Genomic DNA, 20,769 nt, shown 5'->3' with positions numbered 1-20,769 from the left:
AAGGTAAGAATATGTCTGTCAATCGGATACGCCCGTATATGTTCTGCATTGGCAGAGACCATGTTTTTGGAAACACATTTATACCGTTTTTATTTTGGAAAAAACAGAGTTATGATCAGCTTTTCTTCCTGATAGTCGGCCCGGATGCTGCCGCCCATGCGCTTGCATAGCTGTTTTGCGATTGCCAGGCCAAGACCCGTGGACTGACTGCCGGTTTCCACCGTGTAGAAGCGGTCAAAGAGTCTGCCTGCCAGAACCGGAGTGAGGCTCGCTGCTTTATTTGCAAAGACAATGGTCCCGTCAGGCTTCATCACTACGGACAGATCTCCGTCACTGTATTTCAGCGCATTGCTGATGATATTTCCAAAGATGCGCATAAGGGCAGAGCGATCGAGAAATCGCTCTGCCTTTTCCCCCGGAATGGAGATCTCGGGTGTTATCTTATGCTGCACAAAGGCCCCGTAGTAAAAGGCCAGGCTTTCCTCCAATACACGATTCAGTGACAGGTACTCCCCCGCATTCTCCTCCTGGGAGGTTATGACGGAATAAGTGAACAGCTCCTCCGTCAAGTCACCAAGGGCATTGGTCCGGTTGCGGATCATTTCCAGATACCGCCTTGCCGTCGGGGTGTGCTCCTCCTGATCCAGCAGATCAAGATACCCGGATATGGCCGTCAGAGGTGTCCGCAGATCATGGGAAATGTTGGTGATCGCTTCCTTAAGCTCCCGATCTCCCTGCCAAAACCGATGGCGTTCCCGGTTCAGAAGCTTAAGCTGACGGTTTATTCCCTCTGCTAACTGACGCATACATAAGTCCCGGGTGGAAATCACAATGGGCGTATTGGTATCCTCCGAAAGCTTCTGTTCAAATTCTCTGCGTATTTCTTTTGCCCCTTTACGCAAAAGGTGTATTTTCCATAAAAGCAGCAGGCAGACCGCCAACAGCACCAGACACAATATTTCCATACAAATCATTTTTTCCATCCATGTCCTTTTAAACTACCGAATATCTTTTTTCCCAAACAAATACATCCCAATCCCCGTAGTCACAGCCGTAATCCCCACATTGCACAACGCCATCCGCTGCCACCATATGAATACCTGGTTGCACATCTGAATCATCTGCCCCGTGGGAAGAAAATCATACAGAAACTCATAAACGGCACGTACAGTTCCCTGAAGATACCGTGGATGTGGCATGGGTTCCCCCTGTGTCACCTCCCCTAATTCATTTAAGGTATAGTGGTTTGTGAGAAATTCCGGCTCCGTCAGCCTTGCTTTAACAACAAAGGCCAACACCAGCAGAGCGAAAAACAGGAGGATATTGGCCACAGCCCCGGAAGCCTTGTTCTGATTCAGCATACTGATCATGGTGAAAATGGAGACATAGGCCAAAATCATAAGTCCGCTTACCAGAAACCGGACCGCCAGCTCCCACGGATCCATCCGGACATTTCCGTTTAGTGGAATCCCCACAAGACTCTCCGCCGCTATATATACTGCCACCGCAAAAAAGCAGGCAAGGGTACAGATGATTAAATTGGATAAATAGATGTCTTTTCTCGTATGTCCTGCTATCAGTTTATTACGCATGGTTCGGTCGCTGTATTCCGTACCCAGATACATGCTGCAGCAGACGGCCGCAATCACTCCGATTACAAGGTTAAAGTTCCAGAAATAATTGTTGGGATTTGCTTTCTCTCCCTGTTCCACATAATGAAGAATGGGTAAATATATGCTCATGCCTGCCAGAAATGCACATCCAAGTTTAAAGGTTTTGTCCCGGTGCAGGCGGTTCAGGTTCGCCCAAAACAGCTTATTCATGCTCTCCACCTCCTACCAGACCCATAAAATAACTCTCCAGACTTTCGTTGTGCTCCTGGATACCGAACACCTGACAGTCCTCCTTTGCAAGATCCAGAATCAACTGTGACAGATTGACCTCCCCGTATACATCGGCCTCCTCATGGCTTCGGATCTTGTATTCCAATCCCACTCTCTCCAATGCCTGTGACAGTGCCTTTGTGTCCGAAATTCGAAGCCGGACGCATTTCTGGCAGGCAGACTCCAGTTCTTGTGCACTTAATTCCTTTACCATGCGGCCCTGATCCAGAAAGCCGTAATGGGTTGCAAGCCTGGACAATTCATCCAGGATATGACTGGATATCAGGACGGTGATCTGACGCTCTCGGTTGAGACGCAGAATAAGCTCCCGCATTTCTATGATTCCCTCCGGGTCCAGGCCGTTCGCCGGCTCGTCCAGAATGAGAAAGTCCGGATCTCCTGCCAGAGCCACGGCGATTCCCAGACGCTGACGCATGCCGAGGGAAAAGTTTTTGGCTTTTTTCTTTCCCACATCCTCTAAACCCACCAGTTCCAGAAGCTCCCGAATCCCGTCAAAGGAGGGGATTCCCAGGATCTGATACTGCTGCCGGATGTTTTCCTCTGCAGTCATGTCCGAATATATGGAGGGCGTTTCCACTACGGCCCCCATCCGGCGGCGTGCTTCTGTGATTCCCTTTTCCGTGTTTCGTTTTCCGTATAAAATGTATTCGCCGGACGTCGGGCTTTGGAGTCCGCAGATAAGGCGGATGAGCGTTGTCTTGCCTGCACCGTTTCTTCCCACCAGACCGTAGATAGAGCCTTTGGGGACGTGGATGGAAAGTCCCTCCAGAGCCTTGAAGTGCCGGTAGTGTTTGCTTAATCTTTCTGCTGTTAAACAATATTCCATTTTTCGTCTCCTATTTTAGTTCCGTAATATGTCTCTCGGTACACTAAGTGTAGCAGAAAGGGATTTAGAAAACGGTTAAGGAAATGGTTAAGAAATCGTAAATAATTATTCTTCCTGCATTTTGTATCCAATGCCCCACACGGACTCTATATAATCTCTTCCGCCTGTCTCCCGAAGCTTTCTCCTTAGATTACTCACATGGATTTTCAGGGAGCTTTCCGTACAGTCTGGCGTGTCCGTACTGATCCTCTCCAACAGGAGGGATTTTGTTAAAACCTGTCTCGGGTTCTGCATCAAAAGCTTCAGGATGGCATATTCCGTTCTTGTAAGCCTTACGGCCTGGCCATTTACACTCAGGCCGTGGCTGTCCAAATCCAGATTTAAGCCGCCGAAAGTAAGGCTCCCGCCGCTGCCCAGAGAGACCGCCGTGCGAAGTTGCACATCGATACGGGCCAACAGCTCCCTTGTGTCAAAGGGCTTCGTGATATAGTCCGCCGCACCGTCTCGAAGCAGCTTTACCTTATCCGCCACATCCGCCTTTGCACTGACTACAATCACCGGGATTCCCTGTACTAAGGGAAGTACCTGCTCTCCGGTCAGGCCGGGCAGCATCAGGTCCAGGAGAATGAGATTCGGGTGGTGCTCTTTCAAAAGATACACCGTCTCCGTCCCGGAGTAAGCCCGCAGGACGCCATAGCCCTCTTTCTTTAAAATCTCTTCTACCATATCACCAATGTAAATATCATCGTCAATGACTGCGATCTTTTTCATAAGATATATCCTTTTCCTTTCCTGCCGGGGAGCCTGCTTTGAAAATCGTTACTCTAGCAATTATTATACGGCAGATTTTTTGGCTTTTCCATAAACTTATTTTTTCCTAACATAACTTTGTCCCTTTTTTCATATCTTTTGATAACGAATGCTCGTACAAGGTTTTCCGTATTTACCATTTGTAAGGCAAACTTCCCGCAGGAATAAGTTTTAACTTATGTACGAGCCTAATATCCGCAATATGCAAGAAAGGACGAATCGTGCATGAAGCAAGAGACAACCTCTTCAAATGAACTTCGGGGACAGAATATTCTGGAGGACGGACATCACAAAACTCTGATGGAATCCTTTTTTGAACAGCTGAACGATCCCCTGATCTTCATCCTCTTTATTGCAGCCGCCATTTCCATGCTGCTGGGCGAAGTTAGCGACACGGCCATTATTCTTGCCGTGATTTTAGTAAATTCCATTGTCGGTGTGGTCCAGGAGGGAAAGGCTCAAAAAGCTCTGGAATCTTTAAAGCAGATGACAAGTCCTACTGCCCTGATTCGCCAAAATGGAACTTTAAAAGAAATTCCGGCCCGGGATCTCCTGCCTGGCGACATTGTCTGCCTGGATGCCGGCCGCCAGGTGCCCGCAGATCTGGAGCTGATTTCCGTAAACAGCCTGAAGATTGAAGAAGCTGCACTGACCGGAGAATCTGTTCCTGTAGAAAAAGATTTGTCTCAAAACAATCGTGCCTACATGTCCACCAATGTAACCTATGGACGTGGAGAGGGTATGGTTACGGCCATTGGCATGGATACGGAGATCGGTAAAATCGCTCGCCTTATTAACGAAGCTCCCACAGAAACCACACCTCTTCAGCACCGGCTGGCCGAGCTTGGGAAGTTCTTAAGTATTGTATCTCTTCTGCTGTGCACCCTGCTCTTCTTTATTGCCATTCTGCAAAAAAGAGATATTCTGGAAATGCTAATCACCGCCATTTCCCTTGCAGTGGCCGCAGTTCCGGAGGGATTGCCTGCTATTGTAACCATGGTGCTGGCTTTAAGCGTCTCCCGAATGGTAAAGGTTAATACCATTGTAAAACGGCTTCCCAGCGTGGAAACTCTTGGCTGCGTCAGCGTGGTCTGCTCGGATAAAACAGGCACCCTCACACAAAACAAAATGACAGTCACCGCCTGCTACACCAATGGCAGAATTCTGGATGCGGCTGCCCTCTCCCCCGAGCAAAATGGGCCGCTTTTGGAGGGCTTTGCCCTCTGTAATGATGCTGTTATTAATTCGGATGACCGCTTAGGGGATCCTACGGAGCTGGCTCTTTTGGACCTGGCCCGCCGCTTTTATCTGGAACGGCCTGCACTGGAACGAAAATTCCCCCGGATTCAGGAGCTTGCCTTTGATTCGGATCGAAAAATGATGACTACCCTCCATCGAAGCGGCAGCTCTACCGTCTCCTATACCAAGGGCTCTCCGGATGAGATTCTGAAACGCTGTGGTACTATTTTATTAAATGGAAAAATTGTTCCCCTGGATACGGGGAAACGCCGTGAAATCTCCCAGGCTATGAAAATCCTCTCCGGACGGGCCTTACGGCTTTTAGCTTTGGGAATGAAGACAGGCACCAACCGTCCTACTGAAAAGGGGCTGACCTTTGTTGGAACTGTAGGAATGATGGATCCCATCCGCCCGGAAGCCGTAAAGGCTGTCCGTGATTTCCGCCGTGCCGGAGTTAAGACCGTGATGATCACCGGCGACCGGATCGATACGGCCTTTGCCATTGCAAAAGAACTGGGAATCGCAGAGAGACCGGAAGACTGTATGACAGGTGCACAGATTGATGGTTTGACCGACAAGGAATTTTCTCAGGCAGTCCAAAAGCTATCCGTATTTGCCATGGTTTCTCCGGAACATAAGGTTCGCATTGTAAAGGCTTTAAAGGCTTCCGAAAAAATAGTAGCCATGACCGGGGATGGAGTCAATGACGCTCCCTCCCTAAAGGCTGCGGACGTGGGTGTTGCCATGGGAATCACCGGAACGGATGTGGCAAAAAACGCAGCAGATCTGATATTGGTCGATGATAATTTTGCCACCATTGCCAAAGCCATTGCGGAGGGACGGGGAATCTATGAAAATATTAAGAAGTCGGTACTGTTTCTGCTTTCCTCCAATTTCGGGGAAATCATTACCATGCTGACTGCCATTTTACTGGGCCTCGGCTCCCCCTTAAAGCCCAGCCATATCCTCTGGATTAACCTGATTACCGATTCCCTGCCTGCTCTGGCTTTGGGTGTTGACCCCGGGGACCCACGGCATTTTATGAACCGTCCTCCCAGGTCCCGGAATGAAAGCCTTTTTGCCGCCGGGGGGTTAAGCTGTACCCTGCTTTACGGAATCTTGATTGCCTTTATCAGCATGACGGCTTTCCTACAGCTTCCCATTTCCCTGTTAATGGCTCATGGGGCTTCCTTGAATCTTGAAAACCTGCGGCTACTTTTGGCGGCACCGGAGATTCTCTCCCGTTCCCAGACCTATGCCTTTACGGTTCTTGGGATCTCCCAGCTCTTCCATGCCATCGGAATGCGGGATGTGGAAACCTCTCTGTTTCGGATGAAGCATCTGAACAATCGTCTGATGCTGGCGGCTTTTGTCATAGGTCTTGGTCTTCAGGGACTTGTTACGGAATTTCCTTATTTTATTCAGGCCTTCGGCACCTGCCATCTTAAGGTTCGGGAGTGGACGCAGCTTATTCTTTTGTCTGCTATGCCCCTTGTGGCCCATGAGCTGCTTTTACTAAGCCCCGGCCGCATTTTACAGCAATTTCATAAAAGCAAGAAGTATCAGAAGTACACCGCTAATCCAACAGAGGTTCGATCGACAGCGGGACGATATTAGGCCCCCCAGCCAGCTTCCTGCAATGAGGGCCAGAGCACCTATGAGAAAGGAAACAAGAAATGCCACAGGTATATAGGCACTCCCAATGCCTGCTCCGATTCCGGCCGCAAGGCTGTCGATGGAGAGGGCCACCCCCAGGGTGAATGCTTCTGTGGGGGATACCAAATCGTCCTTATTTTTATCAGCGTTTTCTGCTTCGTCATGCTGTGAATGGTCAAAGAGCTTTATCAGTCCCAGTGTAAACAGAAGCAGAAAGCTAAAGTATTTGGTAAGATTTTCTGGGAACAGGCTGCTGACCAGATTTCCTGCCAGAAGGGATAAGACCAGCATCAGGCTGGAAATGCCTGTTACTACTATAATTGAAGTAAATGGGACTTTTATCTTACTTACGCCGTATACAAAGCCGGCGGCAAATGCATCTACGGATAAGGCCGTCACCAGAAGCAATATTTCGAAAAGAAAGGAATACATGATAAATCACCGGAATACTATTTATGGTTATAGTATTCCGGTAATTTTGTTCTGTTGAATCCGGTAATCCTCTCCTTATGATTCAAAATAATATTTTTCATTCCTTGCTCTAATTTTTCCGGAAGAATAATCCGATCTATTAATATAATTTATTCCGGTAGATTTTTGAATTATAATCCAATAAATTTTAATATATCATACCAATAGATTTACCATTACAAGGCATTATAAATGATATTCTGTCTTATTTCATCCAGTCAAAAAGGCTCATCTGGATTCCCCTGTCCTCCTGCTTCTTTGCGGCCGCCGCTTCCTGTTGGATTGCGCTTTTGGGCAGTTCTTTTACAAAGGGGGAGGATTCTTTTGATGTGGTGAGTATTAATTCCTCTTTCGCTCTTGTCATGCCTACATAGAATAACCTGCGCTCCTCCTGAATATCTGCCTGTCCTGCTCCTGTCTCCAGGGGCAGCAGTCCTTTGCTCAGGCCGCATAAGAGAACAACCGGAAACTCCAGTCCTTTTGCCCCATGCAGGGTCATCAGCTTTACGGCATCCGAGGTGTAATGCCGTCCTGAGCAGCGCTGCAGATCGCTTTCCACACCAAGAAGAAGGCCATTCAAAAACTCTTCCATGCTTACAAAAAGACCTGCCATATGGCTAAGCTTCCTTATTGATTCTTTTTCCTTTAATCCCATATCCTCTGACCACTGCATGAAAAGCTTCTCCGGTTTGGTTTTTTGCAGAAGTAAGCGATATTGTTCTTCCATCTGAGCAAAATCTTCTCGGTTATTCCACAGAAGCCGTTTACAGGTATTCTCCGAACGCACATCCTCGGGATTCATCAGGTGCCGGAAAAAGCATATGGCTCCCCGAACTTCCGGTTCAGATAGAAAATTGTCTCTTCCTCCTATGACACAGGGAATTCCTTCCTGCTTTAAGTATTGCTCTATAAGCTCCGCCTGACGATGTGTCCGGTAAAGAACTGCAATATCTCCAAAGCTCCTATTTTTTTCCTCTCTATCCTCTTCTGCCGCTTCATGGGCCTGCAGCATATCCACACCGCCTACCTGACGCACAATCTCTTTGGCTGCAAAGGCTGCCTCTTCTCTCAGATTTTGCGCAGTCACAAGACGCACCTTCGGGCCTTTGGGGTTAACGGAAAAAAGCTGCCTTTCTAATCCCGGATTGTTGGAAATCACCGGAAGCGCTGCTTCCAATATCTCCGGAGCGGAGCGATAATTTGCAGATAATGTTATCTCCAAAAGCTCCTGATTGTCATTTTTAAGCTGCTCAAAGCATTTGGAACTGCTTCCCCTGAATCCATAGATAGACTGATCCGGATCGCCAATCACAAACAGCTGCTTTCCTCCACGATTCCATAGCTTTAACAATTCGTACTGGATGGGATTGATATCCTGAAATTCGTCTACCAGAAGATATCTATGGACCTTTTCGGTTTTTGTAGGCTTTTTTCCTCTTATGGGTTCATTTTCCTTATTCTCTTGGTTTTTATTTTCTTCTTCATTATTCTCTGCTTTTAACAGGCAGTAAGCTTCTCTTAAAAGGTCGTCATAATCCCAAAGGCCATTTTCCTGCAGACTTTGGTTATAAGTCTCCATTACCTGCCGCTCTTTCTCATTTAAATCCGGCTTCCTATTCTCTCCGGCAGTTTTATAAAGGGATATGATGTTTTGAAGCCGCTCCGGTTTTCTTTTCACTCCAATCTTCTCTGCTGCTTCCCGAATAAGCTCCAGGGCTTCCACATTGTCTATCAGAATCTTTGTCTCGCCCTTTTCCTGGAGATAGGACAGGCAAAGGGCATGAAAGGTTCCTGTCTGAAGCTTCTTCCAGCCTCGCTTGCTGCCGGCAATTTTTTGCAGGCGCTCTCTAAGCTGGCATGCCGCACGATTGGTAAAGGTGACGGCTGTGATTTCCGATGGCTTTACCTGGCATTCCTGAACCAAATAAAGAATATGGGATATCAAAGTAAAAGTTTTTCCGGTTCCCGGACCTGCAGTCACGGCAACCGTTGGAGCCAGGGAACGGATTGCTTCCTGCTGCTTTGGATTTTTATCTCTATTTTCCTCTCTTCCATCTAATTTTCTTACTTTATTGTCGATATTACTCGATTCAATCTTATTATAATTGGTCTTTTTCTTATTTCCCATCTCTGAGATGCCAAGCGTCTCAAGAAAACTCATCTGTCCATCCGGACTTTCCAATTCTTCTGACCGAAAAAGAAATATTTTACCATATTCTCCGTCAAAACCTGGTGTGCGTTCTACCTTCCCCTGGCGCAGGCGTTTGATTCCTTCTGCAATCAGTGTTCCTGCATTGCTCCTGATTTCTTCTATGGGAATGGTGCGCAGGATTTCAAATTCCGCTCCCAGCTTTTCCAGCATGGAATCATACTCACGTACTACTTTTACACTGGCTGCCGTTCTTCCAATGGAGGCGCCAATCACCTCCGGCAGAGGCACCATGCTTTCATAGGCTTTTGCTTCCTTTCGCCAAAAGCCCTCCGGACGGTCGGAAAGCTGCTCAATCCGATGAGAAACCCCTGTGGTCAGCTTTCGTCCACAAACAGGACATAGGCCCTGATGCTTTTCCGCTTCTGCAGGGCTTAAGCAGATTCCGCATTTGCGATGTCCGTCGTAATGGTATTTGCCCTCCTCCGGAAAAAACTCAATGGTTCCCTTAAGGCCCTCACCTCTCTGAATCGCCTGATACAGTCCCTCATAGAACAAGGGGATATCCAGAAGGTTCGCCTCCCGCCCCAGCTTTGCCGGGGAATGGGCATCCGAATTGGAGATAAGCTGATACCTGTCCAAGGCAGAAACCCGCCAGTTCATGGAGGGATCGGAAGACAGTCCCGTTTCCAGAGCATGAATCTCCGGTGTGAGATCTCCGAAGCACTCTTCTATGGTATCAAACCCGGAGAAAGCTCCAAAAAGGGAGAAATGAGGCGTCCAGATATGGGCCGGCACGTAGAGCGCCTGGGGACACAGATCCAGTATGATTTCCAGAAGATCATGACAGTCCAATCCCAGAATCGGGCGTCCATCAGAATGGATATTGCCTATGGTCTCCAGTCTGGCCGCAATCCCATCTGCTTCCTCTAAGCCAGGAAGCAGAATCAGGCTGTGGACTTTTCTGGTTCTGTCGTATTTTTTGTAAATGGAGCTAATCTCCCCGCTTACCACAAAACGGGGCTCCCAGGAGGTCCGGGCCGTCTTGTCCTTGATTCGGTATTCCTTTTTTAGACGATAGAAGCCTTCCTCTGCCGGCTCCAGCTTCTCTTTCAGCTCGTCCCGCCATGCTTTGTGGGTAAAGTCTCCGGTTCCCACCAGATGGATTCCTTTACGTCTCGCCCATAGGTCCAAGTGCTCCGGTGTGCAGTCTCTGCTGGTGGCTCTGGAATATCTGGAATGGATATGTAAATCTGCTATGTACATTTTTTCCTCCGAGAATGGGTGCCGCATGCAAGCTGTAAGCTTGTTTTTTCTTGAAAAGTATTTTGATAGGTCAAAGTATGTTATCTGGCTTATATTATTTTAGCATTATCTTCTGGTTTTCACCATAAGCAAAATTTTTTCTATGAGCAATTTTCCTGTATCGTTATTTTTGTCATCCATTCTCATCATGGCATTTTTATAGTTCAATGAGTTTTCAGATTTTTCCGAAAAAAGTAGTCAAATACCCCGCAGCAAGCTGCGGAGTATTTGACCCTCGCGGCAGTCGCCAAATAGACATGCCAGCATGTCTGCTTGGCTCGTTGCCCGCAGAAATAAAGAAGCCGAATTTTCCTCGACTTCAGAGCGTTTGCGGAAGGATTCGAACCTTCGGTGCGTTGCCGCACACCGCCTTAGCAGGGCGGCACCATAAACCTCTCGGACACGCAAACAGGAAATAGTTGGGGCAGGCATACAAAACGTCTAATGGACGTTTGTTCTGCCAACCAAAGTGGATGGGGCAGGACTCGAACCTGCGCTGTTTCTGTGTGACGGATTTACAGTCCGCTGCCCTCGCCGCTAGGCATACCCATCCAAAAGGCGACCAGAGGGAATCGAACCCCCACGAGCAGAGCCACAATCTGCCGGACTACCATTATCCTATAGCCACCATAGTTCCTGTGGAACTTAAAGCCGCATTACCGGCTTCTCTTTTATTCATGCACCAATCTGCATCTGCACTGCTGCATCAGTCACCAGAATATCATCTATCCGTACCTGCAAGACTGCCGCCAGCATCACCAGATTATCTATCGTCGGCAGGGCTGCTCCCTGCTGCCACTTGTATATGGCCTGCGGCGTAGCAAATCCGAAAATATCCTGCAGTTCTCTTACGGAAAGTCCTGCCTGCTTCCGCAGCCTATTGATGTTCTCTCCTGTTCTTACCATATCGATGATTGGCAGATTCACCATAATTCTCACCTCCTGTTATCTCAACTCAAATTCTTTACGGTTCCAAGGCATGCAAGCGTATCCTTGACTTGTTACCGTGAGAATAAATATCCAGGCGGTAGTACCCCATATGGGCCTCGAACCCATGACCTCTCGATTAAAAGTCGAGTGCTCTCCCAACTGAGCTAATGGAGCATTAAAAATACCGCCTATCTCACACAAGATAAGCGGCACCTAAATCCATGTTCTATTCCCGAAAGCTCCTATACCCCATTGTCTTCCGGCTCTCAAACAGTTCTTCGCCTTTTCCTTACCTTACATGAGCGTATCCTAACAAGACTCTGCTCTTTTTCTTTACTAAGCAGTGTCTCATAATATTCACTATGCAGGTAATATGTGAAGCCATTCCCAGCGAAATTAACTGTTGCCATGATTTTTCCTTTCTGAACTTATTTCGTCCGCTTTGTTTAACTGTAATTACTATAACACCAATTTACATCTTTGTCATTATACCGGTAATATAATTTTTATTTTTATATTCTCGATCACTCTACTATATAATCCCTGATTTTTCATTCTTTTCTCCTCCTGATATACTTGTTGTATCATTTTTTTACATTCAAAAAAACAAATATAATTGCTTGGAGCTACTATACAATTGATAAGAATCAAACGTGTGTAGCTCCGCCCCTTTTGTTCACAAAAATTTCTGCTGCCTTTGCTGCTACATCGGCCTATTTTTAAATCATCCCATACTTTTATCAAAAGTTGAGCACCCACCGATTTTCCGACTGATAATAAATCAGTCTCACCCTTCTGCTCTGTCCCCGAAGCACCAGTGTGCAGTCATATTCTATGGCGGGGATTCCGGCGTACCTTTTCTTTTCCTGAGAATGCACCGTAATCTCCCGTATCGTCCGTATCTCACCATCCTCATCCTGTATCTTCAGCATAAGCGGCATAACCCTTCCTGTGCTGGTGAACCAGCACTCACAGGCTACCTTCCTTTGAATCCCCCTGACGCTGCCTGCATCCGCTTCCGGCGGATTTACCCCAATCCCAAATGCCATTGTCCATTTCCCCTTTACTGAACTATCACTTCATCATAATCTACGGACCGCTTCTCCCGGGATACCCCTCCGCTCATATGGTCTATGGGCCCATTTAAAAATACGGCACGCATCACGGCATCCCCACCAAAGCGTTTCCTTATCTCGTCTACGGTTCGATCCATCCTGCTGAGCTTCTCATAATCAATCTCATCAAATATGCTCAACTGCCTTCCAAAATCCGTCTCATTCACCCGGCTTGTATGCACACCCAGATGGCGAACAGGCCGTCCATTCCATAATTCCCGAAACAATTCACATGCAGCTCCATAGATCTCCACTGTCAGATCTGTTGAACTCCAAAGCCGCTTCTGATGGGAGGTATAAGACAGATCTCCATATCGGATTCCCACAGACACCACGCATATCTGCACCCCATCTGCCCGCAGGCGGTTCCCCACAGTCTCAGAAAGGGCTAAGAGCACTTGGGCTGCGGTCTTCTCGTCTGTCACATCATAGGGCGTGGTAGTGCTGTTTCCATACCCTTTATTTGCCTCTGGCTTTTCCAGTACCGGAGAAAAATCAATCCCATTGGCAAAGCCCCATATTATCTCCCCTTGCTTCTTCAACATACTTTTTAACCATGCCGGCTCCGCCTGTGCCAGTTCCCCAATTGTCCGCAGCCCCATGGAAAGCAGCTTACCGGCCGTAGCCTTTCCCACAAAGAAAAGCTCCGATACCGGAAGAGGCCACATTTTCGTTTTTATCTCTTCCGGATACAGTGTGTGCACTCGATCTGGCTTCCGGAAATCAGAGGCCATCTTTGCAAGGAGCTTATTTGCAGACACTCCTACATTGACCGTAAATCCCAGTTCCTCCCGGATGCGATCTTTGATCTGTCCGGCTGTTTCTTCCGGTGAACCGAACAGATGGCAGCTTGCACTCATATCCACAAATGCCTCATCAATGCTGTACTGCTCCACTACGTCCGAATATTCTCTCAAGATCTCCATAAAGGCGGCAGAGCATTTTTCATACAGGTTGTAATTGGGCGGAACCAGTACCAGCCCCGGACATTTTCTTCGTGCCTCCGGTATCGTCTCGCCTGTTTTGATCCCGTAGCCTTTCGCCGGAATGGATTTTGCCAGTATGATCCCATGCCGCAAAGTAACATCTCCACCTACCGCAGATGCGATTTCCCTCAAATCCTGCTTTCCTCCTTTGTGAGCCAGACGGTAAACGGCCTCCCAGGAAAGGAAGGCCGAGTTCACGTCAATATGAAAGATTATGTTTTTCAAACGTATGTTCACCTCCTGTAAGAGAAATTCTATCAAACATACGTTCCTGTTTCAAGCGGTAATTTATGCTAATTGGTCTGCCTATGTTCCATTTGGCAGGAATCAGAACAGGCTTATCTGCTCATAATCAGACCGGCGTTCCAACAGGCAGGGAATCTTATGGAGCATGGCTTCTGTCTTCGTATCATCCAGCATCCAGTCCGCAATTTCCTCCCTCTCCAAAATCAGGGGCATACGTTCATGTACCGGCTTCATAGAAGGATTGGCCGCCGTGGTGAGAATCACAAAATGCTCCCCGTCCTCATAATACCTGCTGAATCCGGCCATAAATAGTATCGGCGTATCCTTCCTGGTAAATGTATTCTTTTCTTTCTGAGGATTCCATTCATAGAACCAGGCTGCCGGAACCACAATACGTCTGTGCAGGATGCTGTCCCAGAACAGGGACTTTTCCAGAGCGGATTCGCATCTGGCATTGAAGATCAGCTTTTTCCCCTGAAACCCCGGAAGCCCCCAGCGCTGCCATCCGCAGTGTATGGAACCGCCTTTTCCTGACAGAACCGGAGCATCCTTGCCCGGATGAATATCTCCGGCTGCTATCCTGCCTATGGCCTTTATGGATTCCTGTCTTCTTTTTTCATCCATCTGCCGGATTAGCTTTTCAATCTCCCTGGCCGTTTCATCGTTCACATAATATCTGCCGCACATATTATCCTCCAATGGCTTTTCTATATCTTACTACTTATTCTGCCCTGTCTCAAGGAATTTTATCTATCATGTACATGGTAACATTCCTCTTTTATTATCCCCTATCTTCCTCCTGCCTGAAAGCCCTTATACCGCCGAAAGCACAAAACAGCGGCTCCTGCGCCAAGCAGCAGGTAAATGACTGGGGCTGCCTGCCATGGGGTCAGGAATGTTCCGAAAAAGGGATACAGGCGGCTTCCGAAAACTTCCCAGACAGCCACCAGATTCACCGGAATTGTATTCCAAATCCCCGATAACAGCCGATATTCTTCCGGAATGCGAAAAAGCAGGGCGGACAGCAGAAAGCCTGACATCAACGCCAGCGGAACCGTACTGCTGCGAAAACACTCCGACAGCAGCATGGCAAGTACAGTGCGAAGCAGCGCCGTAATCAAAAGCAATCCAAACAAAATCCGAATCCCTTCACCTACGGTCAGGGGCCAAACACACCTGAAATTAAGAAGCTGCAACGCCGCATCGGCCCCTTCCGTTCCATAAACACAAAAGAGGGCCCCCATAAGTACCATACCCAGAAAAAGTGTGGATAGGGCGGAAAAGGTGATTCCCACCAAAAGCTTTGCCAGATACAGAGGCTTTTTCCCCAGACCGGTGGACTGAATCAGTTGATCCGTTCTGCAGCTGTGCTCTCCGGAAAAAACAGGCGGTATACAGATTGCAATCAGCAGTAATTGCAGCACACACAGCATATTCATCAGATTTGCCAGAACACCCCAGCCCTCACAGTAGGTAAAGACAAAGGGCTTTTCCACCTTTTCCTCTGCGGCTCTCAGATATTCCTTCTCTCTGCTGCCAAGCTGTTCATTTGTCCAGCCCTGTTCCAGCTTTTCGCTTCTGGCAGCATACAATTCTTCCTCTGTGATCGTTTTATAGGCCGGATCTCCCGCAAGCAAAAAGGCATACTGCCAGATCGCCTCATAGGGTCTGGCATATGTCTGGTATTCCCTTGAAACTCCGGCCAGCGGAATATTCGGTACCTTGGCATAGCCCTCCTGCATTTCCGAAAGAAGCATGTCATCCAGGGCTCTCCCAGAAAGGGCTTTTGCAAAAGCAATCTTCTTTTCCAAAGCCTCGCCGTGGCTCTCATAGACTTGCCCATTCACATACGCATTGCCTAAGAGATGGCTGCAGGCCGCAAAGATACAGAGGGCTGTCATGGCCCCAAGGGTAATCCAAAGGATTTTACGCCGGAAAAGCTTACGGTATTCATAAATAACCAATGGCCAGAAATTATTACTCATCACTTGCTTCCTCCTCCCCAAATTGTTTCAAATAAAAATCCTCCAATGGTCCCTCCACATCCTTTCCGGTTCCGTCAAATATAATCTGTCCATCCTTCATCATGAGAATCCGGTCTGCTGCCTGCTCTATGTCTGATACAATGTGAGTGGACAAAAGCACAATACTTTCCTTTCCCAGTTCCTCTATCAGCTCCCGAAAGCGAACTCGTTCTTTCGGATCTAAACCGGCCGTGGGCTCGTCTAAAACAAGCAGCTTCGGGCGGTTCAGCATTGCCTGAGCGATCCCAAGGCGCTGTTTCATTCCGCCGGAATAGGTTTTAATCTTTTTTTTAGCGTTATTTTTTAATCCTACCAACTCCAAGAGTTCCTGACTGCGCTTTTTTGCTGCACTTTTGGGAAGTCCTTTAAGAAGTGCCATGTAATCCAGAAATTCCAATCCGGTAAAACCGGGGTAATAGCCAAAATCCTGGGGCAGATAGCCTAAGCTTTTGCGGTATTCTTCTGTGGATACATCGCTGCCCTGAAAAGATACCGTTCCTCCTGTGGGCTTTAAGACACCACAGATCATACGCATCAGGGTAGTCTTTCCGGCGCCGTTGGATCCAAGCAGGCCGCACACGCCCGGCTTAAGGTGTAAGGAAACCCTATCTACTGCAATTTTGTTTTTATACTGCTTTGTCAAGCGGTCTATTGTAAGCTCCATCTGTATTCCTCCGATTGTCTGATTGTTTTTCTATATTCAAAGCCGGTAAGGGCTCCAAACAGAAGGGTACCGGCTGTCAGGGCAAAATTCTGCAATAAGTCCGGCATCCATTTTTCATAAGATGGCCCCTGCTTTCCCATAAGCAGGCATAGGCCGCTGACCAGTACCGTGATTCCCATACACAGGTACAGGCCGCTGCTTCCCTGACAAGTGCGGACTGCCCACAGGTTCAAAAATGCAGTCAGAAGATAAGGCAAAAGCAGGGAAAAGGCTGAGCGAAAGAGGGAATTTCCCTCTCCAAAAAGTACCAGGGGTGTAATTCCTCCTAATAAAAGCAGATTGCCAAGCCCCAGTATTCCAAGCCTTGCCGCCACAATGACTTTTAAAGGGAACCGGCTGGAAAGCTCCAGCTCTTCCATTCCAAAGCGGAGAGAACGGCTGCCTTCTGCCACTGTCACAAGTGCCAGGAAAGGCGTACAGGCCGCAAGGATTCCAAGCATTGTCCCATCCGCATAGCGGCTACTTATAGCTGTTAAAGCCAAAAGTCCTGCTGCCAACAGCCAATTTCCTTTTTGAATATAACCGGCCTGCCTCCACAGGAACTGCCCGAAAGACAGCTCCGGAGCCGGAAGGCTTCTTAAAAAACTCTCCCGTTCCAGGGGCGGAGGGGCCGGATATAAGTTTTTTAGATCCTTTTGTAATTTGCTGGTCAAAAAATCCCTCCTATTTTGAGTTCCGTAATATCTTTTCAGTACACCTCTGACTAAATCAAACTACAATCACAAGTCCATGTGCTTGTAATTTGATTTGTGCACTGAAAAGATATTACTGTTTTAAGTTCCGTAATATCCTCTCAGCATTAAAACTCCCCTAATAATTGCTTCAGACGTTTCAAGCACCCCTTCAGCCGGCGGTATACCGCAAACCGGGACCATCCCAGAATCTGCCCAATCTCAGTTGCACTCAGCTCATTGACATATTTCAGAAAAATTAATTCCTGTTCTTCCAAAGGTAATTGTTTAACTGCTTCCTGTAAGGCAAAGGAGGTCAGCAGCTCGTCCTCTTCCTGAACTTCCGGCAGTTCATCTGGCAATGCCAGGGGCTTCTGCTTCCGGTAATAATCAATGCACTGATTTCTGGCTATGGTATAGAGATAGGCCAACTCTCTCCCCATATCCTGATAACGCCTGTCCGCCAAAAACCGGAGAAAGGTTTCCTGTGTCAGATCCTCTGCCGTTTGCCGGTGTCCCAGCTTCATATAACAGTAGCGGTAGATTTTATTGTACTGTTCTTCCAGATCCGCTGACATGGCCCCTCCTTTCTCGCCTTGAATCCGCATGTTTTGCTTGTATATACAGCTTTTCTTTTGCAGCTTATAATAATACCATAAGCTTTGATTCATAAAGTATAACGTATCAAGATACTTAAGTGTGCGCCTTCGTGATTTTTTACTTCTAACAAAAGTAGAAAAAATCTTTCTTCTGTACTATAATAAAAGCGCATCTCATCTCCCATTCAAAAACATCCGGAGGCATTATGACAAAAAGGCAGTTCAAAGAGAATCTTTTGAGGGGGCGGGGCTGCTGTATGCAGGCTCTGCAAGAAGATCGGGAAAACTATCGGGAAGTCATTTTATGGGCATGCAGCCATTCTCTGGCCTTTGATCCTCAGTGCGAGGGATCCCGGGCCTGGTATTTGTATCAATTCATCTGCTGTTTTCCAGACAAAGAAACATTTTTAACAGCTGCAATTGACAGTTTCCGCCACACAAGGTCTAATGGTAATTGGAAATTCCTTTATCTTGCAGAGCTCCTAAATCAATTTTCACTGGATGGATTTTCGGCCGCACAGCAAGCTTTATGGCATAAGTATGAGATGCTCTATGCCCAATTGATGAAGAAAAAACTCTCTCCTGGACAGCATTTTCCCCAAAGGGATGATTTTGAAATGCTATGTATCATTCTGGCGGAAAATAAGACTGCTTTTATAAAAATAGCAGAAGACATAGGCAGACTATATGAAAAGAAATCTCTTTATCATGCTTATGATTTTCTCTGGCTGTATGACAGCAGGGGAAGATATTACCTTACTGCCCTTGTCAGGGAAGCTATGAAATCAAGGTATTTGGAAAAATATCTTATCATATCCCAGGAATATGAAAAAGTAACGGAAAACAGGAAAGAATGCCGCCCGCAGGCTCTTCCTCTAACCGGAGTTCGCCTGTCTCTCCGCCTGCAAAGAATAAATGATCCGGAAGCCCTTTTGCCCTATGCAGAAGCATATCTGGGACAGCGTGAGCCAAAAGCACGTGCCGAAGCCTTAACCGCTTTTTGCCGCTGTCCCTACCCGAAAGACCCTTTGCCCATTATAAAAGACGCAAAATCCCAGTACAAGAGCTTGAATGACGCCGCATGGGAAGCGCTTTCTAATATCCGGCATCCTTTGGTACGAAAATTTGCTCTGGAAGAACTGAAAGGAAATCCGAACGCTGCCCTGCCTGTATTGATTAAGAATTATCAGGAGCAGGATGCCCGATTATTAGAGGGCCATATCCAGGCTATTCCTGTGAATTTCCGGGACACCACCGGATGGCATGGAATCCATTTGTACATACTGAGTATGAAGGATGATAGACAAAAAGCGCCTGCCTCATTACTTTCTCATATCTATGAGACTACCTACTGCTCCTGCTGCCGGGAATATACACTATATCAAATGGGAAAGCGCAGGCTGCTGACCAATAAGCTTCTGCAGGAATGCCTGTTTGACAGTAATGAAGAAATCCGTAAGTATGCAAAAAGGATTCTAAAAAGAAGGGAAAAATCGACTGCCTGTAATAAATGACCTGGTATTTCACGCTCCCTTAATCCATATTGGGGATATGATAAAAAAGACAACGGTTCTAATTATGACAATGAAATGATAAGCTTTAAAAAGAAAACAGACTTTCATTACTATTTGTGCCGCCAGCTAAAAAGGCGGCGGAATGGAGATTACTATGAAAAAAGATTATCTGTTAAAAGAACGCCCTATGCGGGCGTTGTTTCTGTTTGCACTGCCTATGATCATTGGAAATCTGTTTCAGCAGTTTTATACCATGGCTGATTCCATGGTGGTTGGCCGCTATGTAAGTGAAAATGCCCTGGCTGCTGTGGGAGCTTCCTACTCACTTACCAATGTGTTTATCTGTGTTGCCATCGGCGGCGGTGTGGGGGCTTCCATCCTCACCAGCCGATATTTTGGCGCTCAGGAATATGGACGCATGAAAAAATCCATTTCCACGGCTCTTTTGACCTTTCTGGCAGTCAGCCTGATATTGGCAGTTCTTGGACTTTTCTTTGGACAGGAATTTATGATCTTCCTGAAAACGCCGGAGGATATCCTTCCAATGGCTGTGGAATATCTGAATATTTATTTTATGGGACTGCCCTTTCTCTTTATGTATAATGTGCTGTCCTCTATGTTCAATGCCCTGGGACGCTCACGGATTCCTTTGTACCTGCTGATCTTTTCCTCTGTCTTTAATATTGTTTTGGATATTTATCTGGTACGCTCCTTGGGACTTGGCATTGCCGGAGTTGCCTGGGCTACGCTGATTGCTCAGGGGATTTCTGCCCTTGTTTCCTTTGTGATTTTCCTGAAAGAGCTGCAGGCATATCCTGAGAATACACGGACTGTTACACAGGAACCGCAAAGTCCCGAAAGAACCGCTATTACACGATTTGTTCATAAATATTACAGCTTCAGAGAACTTTCTACTATGTGCCGTGTGGCACTTCCCTCTATCTTCCAGCAGTCCACGGTCTCCATTGGTATGATGCTGGTACAGTCTGTGGTTAATAGCTTTGGCCCTCAGATGCTGGCTGGCTTCTCCGCCGGCATGCGGGTAGAGAGTATCTGTATCGTTCCTATGGCCGCTCTGGGCAATGCCATGTCTTCCTACACCGCCCAGAATCTGGGAGCAAAGCAAAAAGACCGGGTTGTAAAGGGCTACCATTCCGCCTTAGGGCTTGTCGCCTTTTTTGCCCTGCTTCTTTGTCTGATACTGGAACTGTTCCATTCCGCTATTATTGCCTCCTTCCTCGGAAGCGACGGAACGGCTCTGGCTCTGGAAACCGGAAGCAGTTACTTAAGATTCATTGGCTTTTTCTTCGCCCTTATCGGCCTGAAGATGTGCACGGATGGTCTTCTTCGGGGCGCTGCTGATATGAAAATGTTTACTATAGCAAACCTGGCCAATCTTTCTCTTCGGGTAATATTTGCCGTCACCATGGCGCCACGGTGTGGAATCGCTATGGTGTGGTATGCGGTGCCTCTTGGATGGCTGGTGAATTTTTTGATTTCTTATGGGGAGTATCGAACCGGGAAGTGGCAGGTGAAGTCGAGCAATTCTTAAAAGCTATTTTCTTGCTCTTGCGGAATACTTCCTCCACTCATTATAAGA

At 47.3% G+C, this 20,769-nt stretch carries 17 protein-coding genes and 4 tRNA genes; 3 read left to right on the top strand and 18 right to left on the bottom strand.

Going from position 1 to position 20,769, the window contains the following annotated elements:
- Positions 1-89: 89 nt before the first annotated feature.
- The 4 genes from VSQ61_RS11235 to VSQ61_RS11220 form a co-directional block, all read right to left on the bottom strand.
- On the bottom strand, positions 90-983 hold the full coding sequence (locus VSQ61_RS11235) for a sensor histidine kinase (protein WP_334344521.1): 894 nt from the start codon (positions 981-983) through the stop codon (positions 90-92).
- 15 nt (positions 984-998) lie between these two features.
- Complete coding sequence (locus tag VSQ61_RS11230) at positions 999-1,823, bottom strand: ABC transporter permease subunit (protein ID WP_334344520.1); 825 nt, start codon at positions 1,821-1,823, stop codon at positions 999-1,001.
- A complete protein-coding gene (locus tag VSQ61_RS11225; protein WP_334344519.1) occupies positions 1,816-2,730 on the bottom strand; it encodes an ABC transporter ATP-binding protein in 915 nt (304 codons plus the stop codon). The genes VSQ61_RS11230 and VSQ61_RS11225 overlap by 8 nt, the downstream gene beginning before the upstream one ends.
- Before the next feature lie 105 nt (positions 2,731-2,835).
- Positions 2,836-3,501, bottom strand: a complete 666-nt coding sequence (locus tag VSQ61_RS11220) for a response regulator transcription factor (protein WP_334344518.1) — start codon at positions 3,499-3,501, stop codon at positions 2,836-2,838.
- A gap of 264 nt (positions 3,502-3,765) precedes the next feature.
- Here VSQ61_RS11220 and VSQ61_RS11215 point away from each other — a divergent pair, with 264 nt between their 5' ends.
- A complete protein-coding gene (locus VSQ61_RS11215; RefSeq protein WP_334344517.1) occupies positions 3,766-6,396 on the top strand; it encodes a cation-translocating P-type ATPase in 2,631 nt (876 codons plus the stop codon).
- On the opposite strand, the gene VSQ61_RS11210 is transcribed toward VSQ61_RS11215, so the two are convergent.
- The 14 genes from VSQ61_RS11210 to VSQ61_RS11145 all read right to left on the bottom strand — a co-directional run bounded on the left by VSQ61_RS11210 (position 6,313) and on the right by VSQ61_RS11145 (position 17,634).
- Positions 6,313-6,867 (bottom strand): manganese efflux pump, encoded by a 555-nt coding sequence (locus VSQ61_RS11210; RefSeq protein ID WP_334344516.1) that lies wholly within the window; start codon positions 6,865-6,867, stop codon positions 6,313-6,315. The genes VSQ61_RS11215 and VSQ61_RS11210 overlap by 84 nt on opposite strands.
- A gap of 244 nt (positions 6,868-7,111) precedes the next feature.
- A complete protein-coding gene (locus tag VSQ61_RS11205) occupies positions 7,112-10,321 on the bottom strand; it encodes a UvrD-helicase domain-containing protein (RefSeq protein ID WP_334344515.1) in 3,210 nt (1,069 codons plus the stop codon).
- Between the two features lie 364 nt (positions 10,322-10,685).
- Positions 10,686-10,770, bottom strand: a tRNA-Ser gene (locus VSQ61_RS11200).
- 60 nt (positions 10,771-10,830) lie between these two features.
- Positions 10,831-10,913: transfer RNA gene (locus VSQ61_RS11195), tRNA-Tyr, on the bottom strand.
- Positions 10,914-10,917: 4 nt separating this feature from the next.
- Positions 10,918-10,988 (bottom strand) — tRNA-His (locus VSQ61_RS11190).
- Positions 10,989-11,035: 47 nt separating this feature from the next.
- Positions 11,036-11,290 (bottom strand): helix-turn-helix domain-containing protein, encoded by a 255-nt coding sequence (locus VSQ61_RS11185; protein ID WP_334344514.1) that lies wholly within the window; start codon positions 11,288-11,290, stop codon positions 11,036-11,038.
- 101 nt (positions 11,291-11,391) lie between these two features.
- A tRNA-Lys gene (locus tag VSQ61_RS11180) sits at positions 11,392-11,464 on the bottom strand.
- Positions 11,465-12,030: 566 nt separating this feature from the next.
- Positions 12,031-12,339 carry a hypothetical protein gene (locus tag VSQ61_RS11175; RefSeq protein WP_334344513.1) on the bottom strand — a complete coding sequence of 103 codons (309 nt, stop codon included), beginning with the start codon at positions 12,337-12,339 and terminating at the stop codon, positions 12,031-12,033.
- 14 nt (positions 12,340-12,353) lie between these two features.
- Positions 12,354-13,616, bottom strand: coding sequence for a DNA polymerase Y family protein (locus tag VSQ61_RS11170; RefSeq protein ID WP_334344512.1), 1,263 nt, complete (start codon positions 13,614-13,616; stop codon positions 12,354-12,356).
- 102 nt (positions 13,617-13,718) lie between these two features.
- Entirely contained in the window at positions 13,719-14,324 is a 606-nt protein-coding gene (locus tag VSQ61_RS11165) for an SOS response-associated peptidase (RefSeq protein ID WP_334344511.1), read from the bottom strand.
- Positions 14,325-14,425: 101 nt separating this feature from the next.
- Positions 14,426-15,622, bottom strand: a complete 1,197-nt coding sequence (locus VSQ61_RS11160) for an ABC transporter permease (protein WP_334344510.1) — start codon at positions 15,620-15,622, stop codon at positions 14,426-14,428.
- Positions 15,615-16,325: an ABC transporter ATP-binding protein gene (locus tag VSQ61_RS11155; protein WP_334344509.1), complete on the bottom strand. Its 711-nt coding sequence runs from the start codon at positions 16,323-16,325 to the stop codon at positions 15,615-15,617. Before VSQ61_RS11155 ends, VSQ61_RS11160 begins: the two co-directional genes overlap by 8 nt.
- Positions 16,310-17,038 carry a hypothetical protein gene (locus VSQ61_RS11150; protein WP_334344508.1) on the bottom strand — a complete coding sequence of 243 codons (729 nt, stop codon included), beginning with the start codon at positions 17,036-17,038 and terminating at the stop codon, positions 16,310-16,312. The genes VSQ61_RS11155 and VSQ61_RS11150 overlap by 16 nt, the downstream gene beginning before the upstream one ends.
- Positions 17,039-17,184: 146 nt before the next feature.
- Positions 17,185-17,634 (bottom strand): RNA polymerase sigma factor, encoded by a 450-nt coding sequence (locus VSQ61_RS11145; RefSeq protein ID WP_334344507.1) that lies wholly within the window; start codon positions 17,632-17,634, stop codon positions 17,185-17,187.
- Between the two features lie 227 nt (positions 17,635-17,861).
- Between VSQ61_RS11145 and VSQ61_RS11140 the strand changes: the two genes are divergently transcribed.
- A complete protein-coding gene (locus VSQ61_RS11140; RefSeq protein WP_334344506.1) occupies positions 17,862-19,169 on the top strand; it encodes a hypothetical protein in 1,308 nt (435 codons plus the stop codon).
- A gap of 154 nt (positions 19,170-19,323) precedes the next feature.
- Positions 19,324-20,721 (top strand): MATE family efflux transporter, encoded by a 1,398-nt coding sequence (locus VSQ61_RS11135; protein ID WP_334344505.1) that lies wholly within the window; start codon positions 19,324-19,326, stop codon positions 20,719-20,721.
- The last annotated feature ends 48 nt before the right edge of the window (positions 20,722-20,769 follow it).

The sequence above is a fragment of the Candidatus Merdisoma sp. JLR.KK006 genome (assembly GCF_036941035.1).
Taxonomy (GTDB): Bacteria; Bacillota; Clostridia; order Lachnospirales; family Lachnospiraceae; genus Laedolimicola.
Note: the sequence above shows the minus strand (reverse complement) of the source record. Positions and strands in the feature narration are given on the sequence as shown.